This is a genomic window from Saccharothrix sp. AJ9571 (assembly GCF_021725495.1).
GTDB classification, from domain to species: Bacteria; Actinomycetota; Actinomycetes; order Mycobacteriales; family Pseudonocardiaceae; genus Amycolatopsis; species Amycolatopsis magusensis.
In genome coordinates, this window is sequence record NZ_CP091382.1 from 2,264,386 (window position 1) to 2,280,401 (window position 16,016).

General features: G+C 69.7%; 15 protein-coding genes. 6 read left to right on the forward strand and 9 right to left on the reverse strand.

Annotated features, from left to right (window positions below):
• Positions 1–17 precede the first annotated feature (17 nt).
• From L3Q67_RS09875 to L3Q67_RS09890, 4 genes are all read left to right on the forward strand, one after another.
• Positions 18–1,643, forward strand: a complete 1,626-nt coding sequence (locus L3Q67_RS09875) for an ABC transporter ATP-binding protein (protein WP_499189233.1) — start codon at positions 18–20, stop codon at positions 1,641–1,643.
• A gap of 50 nt (positions 1,644–1,693) precedes the next feature.
• Positions 1,694–3,361 carry an ABC transporter ATP-binding protein gene (locus L3Q67_RS09880; protein ID WP_499191481.1) on the forward strand — a complete coding sequence of 556 codons (1,668 nt, stop codon included), beginning with the start codon at positions 1,694–1,696 and terminating at the stop codon, positions 3,359–3,361.
• A gap of 424 nt (positions 3,362–3,785) precedes the next feature.
• On the forward strand, positions 3,786–3,989 hold the full coding sequence (locus L3Q67_RS09885; protein ID WP_499189234.1) for a hypothetical protein: 204 nt from the start codon (positions 3,786–3,788) through the stop codon (positions 3,987–3,989).
• Complete coding sequence (locus L3Q67_RS09890; protein WP_499189235.1) at positions 3,986–4,468, forward strand: helix-turn-helix domain-containing protein; 483 nt, start codon at positions 3,986–3,988, stop codon at positions 4,466–4,468. The genes L3Q67_RS09885 and L3Q67_RS09890 overlap by 4 nt, the downstream gene beginning before the upstream one ends.
• Before the next feature lie 788 nt (positions 4,469–5,256).
• On the opposite strand, the gene L3Q67_RS09895 is transcribed toward L3Q67_RS09890, so the two are convergent.
• The 6 genes from L3Q67_RS09895 to L3Q67_RS09920 all read right to left on the reverse strand — a co-directional run bounded on the left by L3Q67_RS09895 (position 5,257) and on the right by L3Q67_RS09920 (position 11,296).
• Positions 5,257–5,697 (reverse strand): heat shock protein transcriptional repressor HspR, encoded by a 441-nt coding sequence (locus tag L3Q67_RS09895; protein WP_209663580.1) that lies wholly within the window; start codon positions 5,695–5,697, stop codon positions 5,257–5,259.
• Position 5,698: 1 nt separating this feature from the next.
• Positions 5,699–6,868 (reverse strand): molecular chaperone DnaJ, encoded by a 1,170-nt coding sequence (dnaJ, locus tag L3Q67_RS09900; RefSeq protein WP_499189236.1) that lies wholly within the window; start codon positions 6,866–6,868, stop codon positions 5,699–5,701.
• Positions 6,869–6,895: 27 nt separating this feature from the next.
• A complete protein-coding gene (grpE, locus tag L3Q67_RS09905) occupies positions 6,896–7,627 on the reverse strand; it encodes a nucleotide exchange factor GrpE (protein ID WP_499191482.1) in 732 nt (243 codons plus the stop codon).
• A gap of 41 nt (positions 7,628–7,668) precedes the next feature.
• Positions 7,669–9,552, reverse strand: a complete 1,884-nt coding sequence (gene dnaK / locus L3Q67_RS09910) for a molecular chaperone DnaK (protein ID WP_209663578.1) — start codon at positions 9,550–9,552, stop codon at positions 7,669–7,671.
• Positions 9,553–9,836: 284 nt separating this feature from the next.
• Positions 9,837–10,499: a DUF4097 family beta strand repeat-containing protein gene (locus tag L3Q67_RS09915; RefSeq protein ID WP_499189237.1), complete on the reverse strand. Its 663-nt coding sequence runs from the start codon at positions 10,497–10,499 to the stop codon at positions 9,837–9,839.
• A gap of 23 nt (positions 10,500–10,522) precedes the next feature.
• A complete protein-coding gene (locus tag L3Q67_RS09920) occupies positions 10,523–11,296 on the reverse strand; it encodes a DUF4097 family beta strand repeat-containing protein (protein ID WP_499189238.1) in 774 nt (257 codons plus the stop codon).
• A 166-nt stretch (positions 11,297–11,462) separates the two neighbouring features.
• Between L3Q67_RS09920 and L3Q67_RS09925 the strand changes: the two genes are divergently transcribed.
• Positions 11,463–11,996 carry a YbhB/YbcL family Raf kinase inhibitor-like protein gene (locus L3Q67_RS09925; RefSeq protein ID WP_499189239.1) on the forward strand — a complete coding sequence of 178 codons (534 nt, stop codon included), beginning with the start codon at positions 11,463–11,465 and terminating at the stop codon, positions 11,994–11,996.
• 52 nt (positions 11,997–12,048) lie between these two features.
• Here L3Q67_RS09925 and L3Q67_RS09930 read toward each other — a convergent pair whose 3' ends face one another.
• The 3 genes from L3Q67_RS09930 to L3Q67_RS09940 are packed head-to-tail and all read right to left on the reverse strand — an operon-like array spanning position 12,049 to position 13,393.
• Entirely contained in the window at positions 12,049–12,510 is a 462-nt protein-coding gene (locus tag L3Q67_RS09930) for a serine hydrolase domain-containing protein (RefSeq protein ID WP_499189240.1), read from the reverse strand.
• Positions 12,510–13,070, reverse strand: coding sequence for a TetR/AcrR family transcriptional regulator (locus L3Q67_RS09935; protein WP_499191483.1), 561 nt, complete (start codon positions 13,068–13,070; stop codon positions 12,510–12,512). Before L3Q67_RS09935 ends, L3Q67_RS09930 begins: the two co-directional genes overlap by 1 nt.
• Positions 13,067–13,393, reverse strand: a complete 327-nt coding sequence (locus L3Q67_RS09940) for a DMT family transporter (RefSeq protein WP_209663573.1) — start codon at positions 13,391–13,393, stop codon at positions 13,067–13,069. The genes L3Q67_RS09935 and L3Q67_RS09940 overlap by 4 nt, the downstream gene beginning before the upstream one ends.
• Before the next feature lie 151 nt (positions 13,394–13,544).
• On the opposite strand from L3Q67_RS09940, the gene L3Q67_RS09945 reads away from it, so the two are divergent.
• Positions 13,545–15,869, forward strand: a complete 2,325-nt coding sequence (locus L3Q67_RS09945; protein WP_499189241.1) for a (Fe-S)-binding protein — start codon at positions 13,545–13,547, stop codon at positions 15,867–15,869.
• Positions 15,870–16,016 lie beyond the last annotated feature (147 nt).

The following is a 16,016-nucleotide window of genomic DNA, read 5'->3' on the forward strand; positions in this document are numbered from 1 at the left end:
GCATACCGTCGGAAATCGTGCCCCCGAAACCGTATCCCGCGCCTGACGTGCGGTTGCCCGAGCGACTGACCCCGCTGCGGTACCTGCTGGCGGTGTTGCGGTCACGCCCGTGGCTGGCCACGGGGGCGGCGGTGCTGGGCGCGGCCTGGCTGGTGCCGGGCGCCCTGCTGCCGCTGGTGGTCGGCCGGGCGATCGACGCGGGCATCGCCGGGGCGAGCACCCCCGAGCTGGTCTGGAACGTGGCGCTGGTGGTCGGGCTGGGCGTGCTGCAGACGGTGTTCGGCGCGGGACTGCTCTTCGCCGCGCACGGCATGTGGCTGCACGCCGCGTCCACCACCCAGCGCCTGGTTTCGCACCACACGCTGCGGCTGGGCGCTTCGCTGCGCGGGCAGGCGGACACCGGCGACATGATGGCGATCGCGTCCTCGGACGAGAACCGGGTGGGCGCGATCTTCGAGGTGTTCGGCCGGGTGCTCGGTGCCGTGGTCGCGTTCCTGACCGTGGGCATCGTGCTGCTGGGCACCTCGCCGTTGCTGGCCGCAGTGGCGCTGGTCGGCGTGCCACTGGCGGTGGCCGGGATCGGGCCGCTGATCGCGCCGCTGCAGCGTCGTCAGGAAGCGCAGCGCGAGGACCTGACCACGGTGAACGCGCTGGCCGCGGACATCGTGTCGGGCCTGCGGGTGCTGCGGGGCGTGGGTGGTGAGCGGCAGTTCTCGAAGCGATTCGCCACGGCCAGCCAGCGGGTGCGCGAGCAGGGCAACGGCGTCGCCAGCAGCACGTCGTGGCTGGTCGGCGCCGAGGTGCTGCTGCCGGGACTGGTCACCGTGGCGATCACCTGGCTGGGCGCGCGGCTGGCGGTCGCGGGCACGATCACCGTCGGCGAGCTGGTCGCCTTCTACGGTGCCTCGGCCTTCCTGATCATCCCGGTGAGCACCGCCACGGAGGCGGCCGGCACGTTCTCCAGTGCGATGGTGGCGTCGCGGAAGGTCTGCAAGATGCTGGCCCTGCGGCCGAAACTGGCCGACCCGGCCGAGCCGATCGCGCTGCCCGACGGGCCGCTGGAACTGCACGACACCGAATCGGGCTTCACCGCGGTCGCCGGGAAGCTGACCGTGGTCGAAACGAAGGACGCCGAGGAGCTGGCCGCCCGGCTGGCGCGGTTCACCGACGCGCTGAAGCCGGTGATGGTGTCCGGGGTCGACATCCAGCGCGCTTCGCTGGCCGAGGTGCGCTCGCGGGTGGTCTGCGCGCACAACCAGGACGTGTGGTTCTCGGGCGTGCTGCGCGAGCAGATCGTCACGCCGGGCGCGATCACCGTGGGAGCCGCGCTGACCGCGGCGGACGCCGACGACATCGTGGACGCGCTGCCGCTGGGGCTCGACGAGCTGATCGGCGAGCGCGGCCGGGAGGTCTCCGGCGGACAGCGGCAGCGGCTGAACCTGGCCAGGGCGCTGGCGCTGGACGCCGACGTGCTGCTGCTGGACGAACCGACCTCGGCGGTCGACGCGCACACCGAGGCCCGCATCACCGAACGGGTGGCCGAGCTGCGACGCGGCCGGACGACCGTGGTCTTCAGCCAGAGTCCGCTGTGGCGGGCCGTCGCCGACGAGTACGTCAACAAGGAGAAGGAACCGTGCAGCTGAAGCTGCCGCTGGCCGACGTGGCGCAGGCCCGCGGCTGGGCGATCGGCACGATGAGGGCGTTCCGCCGGGACTTCGTGCTGGTGATCCTGCTCTTCTGCCTGGCGGGCGCCGCCGGGCTGGTCGGCCCGCAGATTCTGGGGCTGCTGGTCGACTCGGTGACCGAGGGCGGCGGGCTGTCGTTGGACCTGCTGGCGCTGGTCTTCGTCGGCATCCTGGTGGTGCAGGCCGTGCTGAAGAAGGCGGCGAACCGGCGGGCGGGGCTGCTGGGTGAGCGGGTGCTGGCGAAGACCCGCGAGGAGTTCGTCGACGACGCGCTGAAGCTGCCGCTGGGCACCGTGGAGGCGGCGGGCACCGGTGACCTGCTCAGCCGCGCGACCTCCGACGTCGACAAGGTCGACTACGCGATGCGGTACGCCGTCCCGGAGATCACCGTCGCGCTGATCACGGTCGCGCTGACCGTGGTGGCGATGGTGTTCACCTCGCCGCTGCTGGCGCTGGGCCTGCTGGTCGCGGTGCCGGTGCTGTACCTGCCGACGCGGTGGTACTGGCGGCGGGTGCCGCCGACCATCGAGAAGATGCTGGACGCCTGGGGTGACGTGCAGTCGGGGCTGCACGAGTCGACCGAGGGCGCGCGGACCGCGGACGCGCTGGGCCTGGTCGAGCGGCGGCTGGCCGAAGGTGACCGCCGGCTGGCGCGGGCCGTCGACGAGGAGCGTGAGCTGCGGAAACTGCAGGTGCGGTGGGCGCCGTGGCTGGAGCTTTCACACGCGCTGCCGGCGGGCGCGATGCTGCTGATCGGGGCGTGGGCGTACACGCAGGGGTGGGCCGGGCTGGGCACGATCACCACGATGGTGTTGTACGTGCAGGTGCTGGCGGGTCCGCTGGACGAGCTGCTGTGGTGGATCGAGGATGTCCAGGTGTCGGCGACGGCGCTGCGACGGGTGATCGGCGTGCGGAACGCGGCTTCTCCGGTTTCCCCTGGATCCACGGTGCCTTCGGGTACGGAGATCGAGGTGCGCGACGTCCGGTTCGGGTACTCGGCGGACCGGGAGGTGCTGCACGGGATCACCCTGTCGATCCCGCGGGGCCAGCGGCTGGCGATCGTCGGCCCGTCGGGTGCGGGGAAGTCGACGCTGGGCAGGCTGCTGGCAGGCATCGCCACCCCCGGCTCGGGCTCGGTGACCATCGGCGGCGCGGAGGTCTCGCAGCTGCCGGAGGACGTGCTGCGGGGTGAGGTGCTGCTGTTGACGCAGGAGCACCACGTGTTCGCGGGCACCCTGCGGGAAAACCTCACGCTACCTGCGGGTTCGTGGTCGGATGCCGCCCTGTTCGACGCCCTGGACTCGGTGGGCGCGGGCTCCTGGTCCCGGTCCTTGCCGGACGGCCTGGACACCAAGGTCACCCCGGCCTCGGTGCCCGCCGCGATGGCGCAGCAACTGGCGCTGGCGCGCGTGGTGCTGGCGGACCCGCACACCCTGGTCCTGGACGAGGCGACCTCCCTGCTGGACACCGGCTCGGCGCGGGAGCTGGAACGCTCGCTTTCCCAGGTTCTCGCAGGTCGGACGGTCATCGCCATCGCGCACCGGCTGCACACCGCCGCCGCCTCGGACCGCGTCGCCGTCCTGGACGGCGGCACCATCACCGAACTGGGCAGCCACACCGACCTCCTAGCCGCCAACGGCCCCTACGCCCGCCTAGTCCAAACCGCCACCCCCTAACCCCCGCCCGACCCCCACACTCACGCACCCGAATCCCACGTTCAGACACGCGAGTCCCACGCTCGTGCACGCGAGTCCCACGTTCAGACACGCGAGTTCCACGCTCGTGCATCCGAACCCCACACTCGCGCAGCCGAGTTCCACATTCGTGACATCGCTGCATTCGTGACCGCCGCCGCGCGTCCTGGAACCCTTCCTGCGCTGAGGAAGCATCCCGAACGTGAATGTGAACTTTGTGCCAGGAGCGTTGCCGCGCACGGTAATCAGCCACAATCACCCGTCTGCGAATGTGACTTTTGTGCCACCCCGGAACCTCGAAAACCTTTGCGGATCAACGGATCCGGCCTCGCCGAGCCGCATCCCGCGCTGATCGTGATCGAGAGTGGCATGTGCCACTATTGATCAGACGAGAGGGGGCGTGGAGATGGTTCGACGACGGAATCAGCGGGCCTTCGTCCGGCTGATCAGGAGCAACCGCGACGTGGGCACCGTGATGATGCGCCTGGTCCGCGAGATCGACGAGGCCGAGTTCAGTGCCGCTGAGCTGCGGGAACTCGCCGATCTGCTGGCCGGGATCGCGGACGAGGCGCGTGAGCGCGCCGGGCGGATCGAAGGGGCGGGCAGGTGAGCGGCACGGCGGTCGACCCGGACTTCGACCAGGCGCTCCGCGAGGCGCTCGGCGAGCGGCTTCGGCAGCTCAGGCGCGCTCGGCAGCTCAGAAGGGAGGAAGTGTGCGCGCTGCTGCACAACGACCTGTCGATCGGCACGCTGGGCAGCTACGAGTCCGGCGCCCGGCGGTTGACGGTGTCACGGCTGGTGGAGCTGTGCGAAGTCCTCGGCACGACCGCGCACGAGGTGCTCGCCCAGGTCCACCGCGATCTGCGGCGCCCGGAGCTGAGTCTCCGGCTGCGGCTGAAGGTGATCACCCAGACCCAGGATCCGGAGCTGGGCCCACTTCAAGCGTGGGCGGAGGCGAGAGCCGCTGATGAGCACGCGGCTGCGGACCCGGTGATCGAGCTGGACGAGGTCACCCTCCGGCAGGCAGCCGTCCTGTGCGGCATGACCCCACTCCAACTCCTGCGCCGACTCCAGGAGGAGGCCGACTGATCCTGATCGAAAGACGCGTCTGCTGTTCGAAATCGAAGTGCTCGCGCCGGAAGGCGAGGCATCCGGAATGAACGTGGAACTCAGCTACCCGAGTGCGGAACTCAGGTGCGCGAACGTTGCACCCACTTGCCGAGCGCGGGACTCAACCGCCTCAACGTGAAACTCGCCCGCCCCAGCGCAGAACTCAGGTGCGCGAACGCGGAACTCGCTTGCCCCAACGAGAACTCGGCTGCCTGAACACGGAACTCGGCTGCCCCAGTGTGGAACTCGGCTATCGGAGCGCGGGATTCGGCTGCCTGAATGTGGAAATCAGCTGCGCGAGTGTGGAACTCGGCTACCTGAGTGCGGGACTCATTTGCCCCAGTGTGAAACTCGGGTGCCTAACGTGGGATTCGGTTGCGCGAGCGCGGGACTCGCCTGCCTCGAAGTGTAACTCAGCTGCCGGAGCGCGAAACTCGCTTGCCCCAACGTGAAACTCGGCCACCTGCGTAGAAATCCGCCCGCCCCGACACAAAATCCAGGCGCGCGAACGTGGAACTCACCTGTTCCAGTGCAGAACTCGCCTGCCCGAATGTGGGACTCGGCTACGCGAGTGTGGAACTCGCCTGCCTCAATGTGGAACTCGGGTGCCCGAGTGTGGAACTCGCCTGCCCCAACGTGAGACTCGGCCACATCGGCAGGAATTCGCCCGCCCCCAACACGAATCCAGATGCGCGAACGTGGAACTCGCCTGCCTCAACGTGGAACTCGGGTGCCTGAGTGTGGAACTCGGCTGCTCCAACGTGGGGTTAGCGGCGGGGGCGTGGGGGGCGCCAGACGACGAGGGCGGTTTGGTTTCGCATGGGGACGAGGTCTTTGCGGTATGAGGCGTGTACCGCGGCGGCGGCCTGTTCGGCGGCGGCGTAGGCCGAGGCGAGTTCTTCGGTCAGCTCCGCGACCCGCGAACGCAGGGCGTCGACCTCGTTTTCCAGGTCGATGATCCGCTTGATCCCGGCGAGGTTGACGCCCTGCTCCTGCGAGAGCCGTTGCACCTCGCGCAGGAGGGCGATGTCCCGCATGGAGTACCGCCGACCTCCCCCGGCCGTGCGGCCGGGGGAGACCAGGCCCTGGCGGTCGTAGGACCGCAGGGTCTGCGCGTGCAGCCCGGAGAGCTGGGCCGCCACGGAGATCACGAACACCGGGGTGTCTTCGTCCTGCGGCACGCCACCCGGCAGCGAAGAACCGAACATCTCAGCTCCGTTCCCTGATCAGGGCGGTGATCTCCGGACGCGGGTCGTGCTGCGCGGAGGCCTCCGCGTAACTCTCCAACGCCGCCCGCGCCTGGTCGTCCAGGCGGGCCGGCACCGCCACCTGCAGGGTGACCAGCAGGTCGCCCTGGGTGCCGTCTCGCTTGGTGATGCCCTTGCCGCGCACCCGCAGCACCCGCCCGCTCGAGGTGCCCGGCGGCACCTTGACCGAGACCTTGCCGTCGAGTGTCGGCACCGTGATGGTCCCACCCAGCGCCAGTTCGGTGAAGCTCACCGGCACGGTGATGGTCAGATCATTGCCCGATCGGCCGAACACCGTGTGCGGTGCCACGTGCACCCGGACGTAGAGGTCACCCGGTTGCGCGCCGCCCCGGCCCGGTTCGCCCTGCCCGGCCAGCCGGATGCGCTGGTCGTCGTCGACCCCGGCGGGGATCCGGACGGTCAGCGTGCGGGTGCGGGTGCTAATGCCCTCGCCACCGCACTCACCGCACGGGTTGTCGATGATGGTGCCGCGGCCGCGGCAGTCCCGGCACGGCTCCGAGAAGGCGAACGCCCCCTGGCTCCGGCTGACCAGCCCCGATCCGCCACAGGTCCCGCAGGTCCGCGGCGTGGTGCCCGGCTTGGCGCCGTTGCCACCACAGGTGCCGCAGGTCGCCGGGCTGGACAACCGCAGTGGCAGGGTCGCGCCCTTGACCGCCTCGATGAAGTCGATCCGGACGTCGGTCTCCACGTCGGCGCCCCGCTGCGCGCGGCTCGCCGTGGCACCGGCGGCCCCGCGACGGCCGAACAGGCCGCCGAGGATGTCACCGAGGCCACCGAAACCCCCGCTTTGCCCGGCGGCGTTTCCGAACATATCGCCGAAGTCGGTGCCACCGGCTCCGCCTCCGGGAAACCCGAAACCCCCGGGGCCGCCCGACCCGAAAAGGCGCCTGGCCTCGTCGTACTCCTTGCGCTTGGTGCTGTCGGACAGCACGCCGTACGCCTCGGACACGGCCTTGAACTTCTTCTCGGCCTCGGCGTTGCCCGAGTTGGCGTCCGGGTGGTTCTCCTTCGCCAGCTTGCGGTAGGCCTTCTTGATCTCATCCGCGGAGGCGTCGGAGGAGACGCCCAGTTCGCGGTAGAAATCCTTGCCGATCCACTCCCGAGCACTCATCGGGCGTCTCCTCCCTCCGGACTTCCGTCAGCGACTGTTCTCATCAAGGGGCAGCTCACCGGACTGCGTGGCGTCCAGTTCCGGCGCCGATTCCGGCTCCGGCGCGACCTCAGGCGAGGCCGAGGCCGAGGCCGCGGGCGCAGGCGCGGGTGCCTCGCCGGGCTCGTGGTCGGTCACGCCGACCAGCGCCGCCCGCAGCACCCGATCGCCGAAGCGGTAGCCGCGGCGCATCACCAGGGTCACCGTCGGACCGGCCACCTCGGACGAGGTGTTGTGCTGCACCGCCTCGTGCACGCTCGGGTCGAAGGGCTCGCCCTCCGCGCCGAACGGCTCGAGCCCGGCCCGCTGCAGGCTGGCCACCAGCTTGTCGGCCACCGCCTTGAACGCGCCGGTGAGGTCGCCGTGCTGGTCCGCCCGCTCGAGGTCGTCGAGCAGCGGCAGCAGGTCGCCGACCACGCCCGCCTTCGCGGCGTTGACCACCTGCTCGCGGTCGCGGTCCACCCGGCGGCGGTAGTTGGTGTACTCGGCCTGAAGCCGCTGGAGGTCCGCGGTGCGTTCCTCCAGCTGCTTCTCCAGGTCGGACACCGGCTCCACCGCCGCGTCCACGATGGTCTCCCCGAGCGAGGGACCCGCGTGCTTGCCCGCCACGGGCGCTTCCTCCTCTTCGAGCACCGGCTGCTCGCGCAGCTCACCGGTCACCGGGTCGATCTTGCGGCGATCGCGCACCACGACTCGCGGCTCCTCTGGTTCTTCACCGATCCCGTGCCGGGGACCCTCGGAGTTTTCGCGATTCGCGTGGGTCACTTCTTCTCGCCCTCCGCGCCCTTCTTGTCGTCCTCGTCCACGATCTCGGCGTCGACCACGTCGTCCGCCTTGGCCGAAGAGGACCCAGCCGAAGCACCCGCGTCACCACCGGCCGCGCCGGCGGCCTCCTGGGCGGCGTTCGCGTTGGCGTAGAGCGCGGTGCCCAGTTCCTGCGAAGCGGTGTTCAGCTTCTCGATGGCCTCGCGGATCTTGGCCGAGTCGGTGCCCTTGAGCGCCTCGTTGGCCTCGTCGATCGCGGTCTTGACCTTGCCCTTGAGCTCGTCGGGCAGCTTGTCCTCGTTGTCCTTGACGAACTTCTCGGTCTGGTAGACCAGCGTCTCGGCCTGGTTGCGGGTCTCCGCTTCCTCGCGGCGCTGCTTGTCCTCCTCGGCGTGCGCCTCGGCGTCCTTGACCATGCGCTCGATGTCGTCCTTCGGCAGCGCGGAGCCACCGGTGATCGTCATCGACTGTTCCTTGTTGGTGCCCAGGTCCTTCGCGGTCACGTGCACGATGCCGTTGGCGTCGATGTCGAAGGTGACCTCGATCTGCGGCACGCCACGCGGCGCGGGCGGCAGCCCGGTCAGCTCGAACATGCCGAGCTTCTTGTTGTGCGCGGCGATCTCCCGCTCACCCTGGAAGACCTGGATCTGCACCGAGGGCTGGTTGTCGTCCGCGGTGGAGAAGATCTCCGAACGCTTGGTCGGGATGGTGGTGTTGCGCTCGATGAGCTTGGTGAACACCCCGCCCTTGGTCTCGATGCCCAGCGACAGCGGGGTCACGTCGAGCAGCAGGACGTCCTTGACCTCGCCCTTGAGCACACCGGCCTGCAGCGCCGCGCCGACCGCGACGACCTCGTCCGGGTTCACGCCCTTGTTCGGCTCGCGGCCGCCGGTCAGCTCCTTGACCAGGTCGGAGACCGCGGGCATGCGGGTGGAACCACCGACGAGCACCACGTGGTCGATGTCGCCGACGGCGACCCCGGCGTCGCGGATGACGTTGTTGAACGGCTTGCGGGTGCGCTCGAGCAGGTCCGAGGTGATCCGCTGGAACTCGGCGCGGGACAGCTGCTCGTCGAGGAACAGCGGGTTCTTGTCCGAGTCCACGGTGATGTAGGGCAGGTTGATGCCCGCGGAGTTCGAGCTGGACAGCTCGATCTTCGCCTTCTCGGCCGCCTCGCGGATGCGCTGCAGCGCCATCTTGTCCTTGGTGAGGTCGATGCCGTTGGAGGCCTTGAACTTGTCGACCAGCCAGGTGACGATGCGCTCGTCCCAGTCGTCACCACCGAGGTGGTTGTCACCGGAGGTGGCCCGGACCTCGACCACGCCTTCGCCGATCTCCAGCAGCGAGACGTCGAACGTACCGCCACCGAGGTCGAAGACCAGGATGGTCTGTTCCTTCTCGCCCTTGTCCAGGCCGTAGGCCAAGGCGGCCGCGGTCGGCTCGTTGACGATGCGGAGCACGTTCAGCCCGGCGATCTGGCCGGCTTCCTTGGTGGCCTGCCGCTGCGCGTCCTCGAAGTACGCGGGCACGGTGATCACCGCGTCGGTGATCTCCTCACCGAGGTAGGACTCGGCGTCGCGCTTGAGCTTCATCAGCACGCGCGCGCTGATCTCCTGCGAGGTGTAGGCCTTGCCGTCGATCTCGGTCTTCCAGTCGGTGCCGACGTGCCGCTTCACCGAGCGGATCGTCCGGTCGACGTTGGTGACGGCCTGGTTCTTCGCGGGCTGCCCGGTCAGCACTTCGCCGTTCTTGGCGAAGGCGACGATGGACGGGGTCGTCCGCGAACCTTCCGAGTTGGCGATGACCGTCGGCTCGCCGCCCTCCAGGACGGCGACGACCGAGTTGGTCGTACCGAGGTCGATGCCGACCGCTCGCGCCATGGTTCGTTCCCTCTCTCTGTGCTTCTGGGTTCGTGCGCCCGCCGTGGTTGAGCGGTGCTCACTCAAGTTCTAACCGGAGCCCCGCCACTTGGTCAACTAGGACTTGAGCGGAGGGGGCTCAACCTTTCTGCTGGCTCAACGTACCGGGTCCGCCGGTTGTTCCCGGCGGGTGCCACCGATTTCCGGGAGCGCGCCGTTGACCAGGTACTCCGCCGCTCGCCGTACCCGCTGCCCCCTGCGCAGCGGGTACGGCGAGCACGGTCAGGCCCGGTGCGGCAGCCGGATCACGCGGTGCGGACCGTCACGTCACCGGCCGACGCGTCGACCTCCAGCGCGTGCGGCGCGTCGGCGGTGGTCGGCACCGAGATGTGGGTCTCGCCCGCCCTGGCCTCGGTCCGCACCCGGTACGCGCCCTGCGGCACGGTGACCGTCACGTTCCCCGCGCTCGCCGTCACCTTCGCGTCGGCCGCCGTGGCCAAGCCGATGTCGACGTTGCCCGCCGAGGCTTCCACCTGGGCCGAACCGGCGAGCTGGTCGAGCACCACCCGACCGGCCGCCGCGCGCACGTCGGTCGCCCCGGCACCGGTGATGGTCACGTCCCCCGCCGCGAGGCTGCCGGTGATCGGCAACGCGGCCGGGATGACCACGTCGTAGTCCACCGAGCAGTCGTCACCGCACTTGTCGAGCACGAGCGTGTCGCCGTCGACCCGGTGCGACCGCCCCGGCCGGTCACCCCGGTAGTGGACCTCGCGCCGCAGTGAGACCGGCGCCCCCTTCTCCACCCGGATCTTCACCTCGCCGGCGGGCACGTCGAACCGCACCTTGGTGATCTGCTCCGGCACCGGCGTGCCGTCGCTGAACGTCTCCCCCGGCGTCATCGAGGCGCACCCCGTCAGCGTCAGCGCCGACACCGCCACCCCGGTCAGCACCCAGCCTGCTTTCCCCATTGCCCCTGATCCCCTTCGTTCGTTCAGGCCTGGCGGACGGTGACGTCACCGCTGTCGGTGTCCAGCTGGAGCAGCACGGCCGCGCCGCTGCCCCCGGTCGGGATCGAGATGTCCCGGTTCCCGCTGTCGCTGTTGCCCTCCACCCGGTACGAGCCCGCGGGGACGGCTACCTCGACGTGCCCGCTGTCGGCCTGCGCGCGGACCTCCTGCGCGGCGGCCATGGTCAGCTCGACGTCCCCGGAATCCGCGTCCGCCTCGACCCGGCCCTTGATGCCGGTGCCGGTGATGTGCCCCGAATCGGCGGTGACCTTCACCGCTTCGCCGATGTCGGCGAGCGTGATGTCCCCCGAAGAAGCCTGCACGGTGACCGGGCCCGGCACGTTGCGCACCTCGACGTCGCCGGAGTCGGCGCTCACGTCCGCGCTGGCCACGCCGGTCAGCACGACCGCGCCGGAGTCGGCGTGCCCCGTCACCGCTGTCCCCATCGGCACGACCACGTCGTAGTCCACCGAGCACCAGTCGCCGCAGTCGGCGAGCACCAGCTCGTTCCCCTCGACCGAGTAGCTCTGGCCCGGCTCGCCCCAGCGGTAGTCGAAGCGCTGGACGACCGTGCTCTCCCGCACGTCCGCGGTGCGGATGTGCACGTTGCCCGAGTCGGACGCGATCCGCACCCGCTGGACCGGCTCGCTGACCTGCGCCGTTGCCTCGCTGGTCGAGGGCCACCACCACCCCAGCCCGATCGCCGCTCCGGCCACGATCAACGCGATACCGCCGATGGCTAGCCCAGGCCGCGCCATTGAGTCCTCCCGATGCAGGTTTCTTCTGTGCACAAAGCTAGGGCTCGGACGGCCTTCGGTACATCGGGGTGAACCCCCGGATGTCCCCGGGGGTTGTCCCTACCCCTGCCCGGGGTGCGCCGCGCCGATAGCCTTTGGCGGTAGCCCACGTAGGAGGAGGACTGGAATGCCTCAACCGCCCAACCCGTACGACTTCCTGCCCGAGGTGCCGGAGTTCACCGTGCGCAGCGGCGATCTGGCCGAGGGCGCCGCGCTGGCCACGCCGCAGCTGAGCGGCATCTTCGGGGCCGGCGGCGACGACGTCTCGCCGGAGCTGTCGTGGGAGGGCTTTCCCGCGGAGACCAAGAGCTTCGCGGTCACCTGCTACGACCCCGACGCCCCGACCGCCAGCGGGTTCTGGCACTGGGCCGTGTTCGACATCCCGGCCACGGTGACCTCCCTGCCGACGGACGCGGGGAAGAACCCGGAACCCGTTCCCGGCGCGGTGACCCTGAAGAACGACGGCGGCCTGAACCGCTTCCTCGGCGCCGCACCGCCGCCGGGGCACGGGCCGCACCGGTACATCTTCACCGTGCACGCGGTGGGGGTCGAGTCGCTGGGCATCCCGGACAGCTCGACGCCGGCCTTCCTCGGCTTCAACCTGTTCTCGAACACCGTGGCCAGGGCGCACCTGACCGGCATCCACGAGAACAAGGCCTGACCCGGTGCCGTGAATGTGGCTTTCACGGCGGAATGTGCCGTGAAAGCCACATTCACGGCGCGGCGACGAGGTCGGCCATCGCCCCGAGCACCACGTAACCGCCGTTGTTGTACGAGAACCGCGTGCCGGGTGCGGAAACGGCGGGCAGCCCGGCCATCGCGGCCAGGTAGTCCGAAGTGGACGCCAGCAGGCACTGGCCCGGCGGCGGGTTCTCGTCGTCGGGGCAGTAGTCGCCGATGCCCGAGGTGTGCCGCAGCAGGTGCCCGACGGTCACCTCCGGGTGCACCAGCGGCAGTTCGTCACCCAGCACCGAACGGACCGTGGCCGACTCGGTGAGCAGCCCCGAATCGATCAGCGAAAACACGGTCGCCGCGGTGAAACCTTTGGTACCGCTGGCAAGCGCGAACCGCGTCTCCAGCGTGTTCGGCACGCCGTACGCCCGGTGCGCGAAGCCGTGTGCCTCGGCGAACACCGTCTCGCCACCCCGGTCGGCACGCGCGACCCCGGTGAACATCAGTGCGGTTTCAGCAGGTAGTCGACCACCGGCCGCAGCTCCTCGGCCGACGGCGGTTCGTCGTCGATGAGGCCTTGGACCAGCAGCCCGTCGATCCCCGCGAGGAACACCCGGAACGCCACCTCGTCATCATGCCGGACCATCGACGTCAGCACGTCCAGCCAGCGCCGGGCCGCGGGCCGCAGTTCCGGGCGCCGCGCGGCGAGCAGGTACAGCTCGTACTCCGCCATCGTGCGCCCGCGCCGCGGCCCGAGCGCTTCCGCGAGCAGCGCCGCGACCTCCTCGGCGCCCCGGCTCCCGCGCGAGCGCGCGCGGTCGATCATCCAGTACACCTCGGTGGCCATGTCGCGCGCGCACGAGATGAGGGTGGCGATCAGCAGGTCGTCGAGGCTGTCGAAGTGGTACGTGGTCGAGGTCAGCGGCACCCCGGCTTCGGCGGCCACGGTCCGGTGGGTGACCCCGGCGACGCCGTCGCGCTCGATCACCCGCAGCGTGGCGTCGATCAGTTCCGCACGCCGCTTCTCCCCGCGCGCCCTTCGCCCGTCCGCCTGCCGTTTCAGTGCGCTCGCCCCAGTTCCAGCAACACGACACCGGCGATGACCAGCACGAGCCCTGCCCCCATGGTCCAGTTGAAGCCCTCGTTGAGGAAGACCGCGCCGATCAGGGCGACCAGCGCGACCCCGGCCGCGGCCCAGACGGCGTAGGCGACCCCGATCGGCAGCCCCGCCTTGAGGACCTGGGCGAGCATCGCGAACGCGAGCCCGTAGCCGAGCACGACGATCACCGAGGGGATCGGCTTCGAGAAGCCTTCGGAGAGCTTCAGTGAGATCGTGGCCGTGACTTCGCCCGCGATGGCGATGGCCAGGAGGAGGTACGGGCCCATCCCCCGAAACTACCTGAACGATCGTTCCACTAACCAGCGAGGTTTGCGCCACATCAGGGGGACGCCGAGCGCGCCGATTGGTTACTGATGAGTAATCAGCGCTACCCTCCTCGCACCACCACATGCCAGATGAACCCCGGAGGCCCCCGACATGGGTGCTGTACAGCTCACGCTCGGGCTGATCGCCGTCGCGGTCAGCCTGGTCGCCTGGAGCATGTTCGTCGTCACGATCGTGCGTTTCGTCAAGATCATCCGCCTCGGCCAGCCGGACCCGACCCGGAACGGCCCGTTCGGCCCGCGGATGAAAACGCTGATCAAGGAGTTCGCCGCGCACACGCGGATGAACAAGCTCAAGCACGTCGGCCCGTGGCACTGGCTGGTGATGTGGGGCTTCCTGATCGGCTCGCTGGCCCTGTTCGAGGCCTACGGCGAGGTCTTCGAGCCGACCTGGGGCTGGCCGATCCTCGACCACTGGTCGCTGTGGCACCTGCTGATGGAACTGCTCGGCGTCGGCACCATCGTCGGCGGGCTGGCGCTGGCGGTCATCCGCCAGCGGAACCACCCCCGCCGCGCCGACCGGGTGTCCCGGTTCGCCGGGTCGAACTTCCGCCAGGCGTACTTCGTCGAGTTCATCGTGGTCTTCGAGGGCATCGGCATCCTGGGCGTGCGGGCGGCCAAGTCCGCGCTCGGCTCCCACGACCTGCCGACCTGGGCCGCCTTCGTCTCCGAGCCGCTGGGCAACCTGCTGCCCGCCAGCGCCACCCTGGTCTCGGTGTTCGCCTTCATCAAGCTGATGGGCGCGATGGTCTGGGTCTGGGTGGTCGCCAGGAACATGACCATGGGCGTGGCCTGGCACCGGTTCAGCGCCTTCCCCAACATCTACTTCAAGCGCGAGGACGACGGCGGGGTGGCGCTCGGCGCGCTCAAGCCGATGATGAGCGGCGGCAAGCCGCTCGACTTCGAGGAAGCCGATCCGGAGAAGGACGTCTTCGGCGCGGGCAAGATCGAGGACTTCAGCTGGAAGGGCTGGCTGGACTTCACCACCTGCACCGAATGCGGCCGCTGCCAGTCGCAGTGCCCGGCGTGGAACACCGGCAAGCCGCTGTCGCCGAAGCTGCTGATCACGCAGCTGCGCGACCACGCCTACGCGAAGGCGCCGTACCTGCTCGCCGGTGGCCGCAAGGACGTCACGGGTGAAGAGGTCGGGCTCACCGGCGACAACCCGCACGCCGGGATCGACGTGCTGGCACTGGCCGAGGCCGGGCGCCCGCTGATCGGCGGGCCGGACGAGCTGGGCGTCATCGATCCCGAGGTGCTGTGGTCGTGCACCAGCTGCGGTGCCTGCGTGGAGCAGTGCCCGGTGGACATCGAGCACGTGGACCACATCGTGGACATGCGCCGCTACCAGGTGATGATCGAGTCGAACTTCCCGACCGAGCTGAACGGGATGTTCAAGAACCTGGAGAACAAGGGCAACCCGTGGGGCCAGAACGCCAAGGACCGGCTGGCCTGGGCGGACGACCTGGACTTCGAGGTGCCGGTGTTCGAGGGCGAGTTCGGCGACACCGAGTACCTGTTCTGGGTCGGGTGCGCCGGCGCCTTCGAGGACCGCGCGAAGAAGACCACCCGCGCGGTGGCCGAACTGCTGCACATGGCCGACGTCAAGTACACCGTGCTCGGCCCGGAGGAGACCTGCAGCGGTGACCCGGCGCGGCGCGCGGGCAACGAGTTCGTCTTCCAGATGCTCGCGCAGCAGAACGTCGAAGTGCTGAACACGGTGTTCGAGGGCGTCGAGCCGCTCAAGCGCAAGATCGTGGTGACCTGCGCGCACTGCTTCAACACCCTCGCCAACGAGTACCCGGAGCTGGGCGGGCAGTACGAGGTCGTGCACCACACGCAGCTGCTGAACCGCCTGGTGCGGGAGAAGCGGCTGGTGCCGGTGGCGCCGATCGCCGAGGACGTCACCTACCACGACCCGTGTTACCTGGGCAGGCACAACAAGGTCTACGACGCGCCGCGTGAGCTGGTCGGCGCTTCGGGTGCTTCGCTGCGGGAGATGCCGCGGCACGGCGACCGGTCGATGTGCTGTGGTGCCGGTGGTGCGCGGATGTGGATGGAAGAGCGCATCGGCAAGCGGATCAACGTGGAGCGCGTGGACGAGGCGCTCGGCACCGCACCGTCGAAGATCGCCACCGGGTGCCCGTTCTGCCGCGTGATGCTGACCGACGGCGTCACCTCGCGCCAGAGCGACGGCCTGGCCAGCGAAAAGGTCGAAGTGGTGGACGTGGCGCAGCTGCTGCTCACCGCGGTCAAGCGCAAGCCGGCGCCGGTTCCGTCCACTGTGGACACCACGCTGCCTGCGAACGGCTCGGACCCGCTGGAGGAGCCGGGCGGGGAGGCCCAGCCGGACGGCAAGGCCGACACCCCCACGGACGAGGTGCCCACCGGCACCCCGCTCCCCGACGAGGACAAGTAGCCCTCCGCCCAATGCTATGAGTGGGGCATTACTAGCGCCCTCCCGTCGCCCACCACCACCCTCAACGGAGCTGCGCGCGGTAGCGTCTTTGCAAGTAATGCCCCACTCATAGCGTTCTTCACACGTGAAACCTGTTCGGTTCGGGCT

Coding starts and splice junctions, on each gene's coding strand:
- L3Q67_RS09880 (WP_499191481.1), top strand. CDS start 1,694: ATGAGGGCGTTCCGCCGGGACTTCGTGCTGGTGATCCTGCTCTTCTGC.
- L3Q67_RS09885 (WP_499189234.1), top strand. CDS start 3,786: ATGGTTCGACGACGGAATCAGCGGGCCTTCGTCCGGCTGATCAGGAGC.
- L3Q67_RS09895 (WP_209663580.1), bottom strand. CDS start 5,697: ATGTTCGGTTCTTCGCTGCCGGGTGGCGTGCCGCAGGACGAAGACACC.
- dnaJ (WP_499189236.1), bottom strand. CDS start 6,868: ATGAGTGCTCGGGAGTGGATCGGCAAGGATTTCTACCGCGAACTGGGC.
- dnaK (WP_209663578.1), bottom strand. CDS start 9,552: ATGGCGCGAGCGGTCGGCATCGACCTCGGTACGACCAACTCGGTCGTC.
- L3Q67_RS09915 (WP_499189237.1), bottom strand. CDS start 10,499: ATGGGGAAAGCAGGCTGGGTGCTGACCGGGGTGGCGGTGTCGGCGCTG.
- L3Q67_RS09920 (WP_499189238.1), bottom strand. CDS start 11,296: ATGGCGCGGCCTGGGCTAGCCATCGGCGGTATCGCGTTGATCGTGGCC.
- L3Q67_RS09925 (WP_499189239.1), top strand. CDS start 11,463: ATGCCTCAACCGCCCAACCCGTACGACTTCCTGCCCGAGGTGCCGGAG.
- L3Q67_RS09930 (WP_499189240.1), bottom strand. CDS start 12,510: ATGTTCACCGGGGTCGCGCGTGCCGACCGGGGTGGCGAGACGGTGTTC.
- L3Q67_RS09940 (WP_209663573.1), bottom strand. CDS start 13,393: ATGGGCCCGTACCTCCTCCTGGCCATCGCCATCGCGGGCGAAGTCACG.
- L3Q67_RS09945 (WP_499189241.1), top strand. CDS start 13,545: ATGGGTGCTGTACAGCTCACGCTCGGGCTGATCGCCGTCGCGGTCAGC.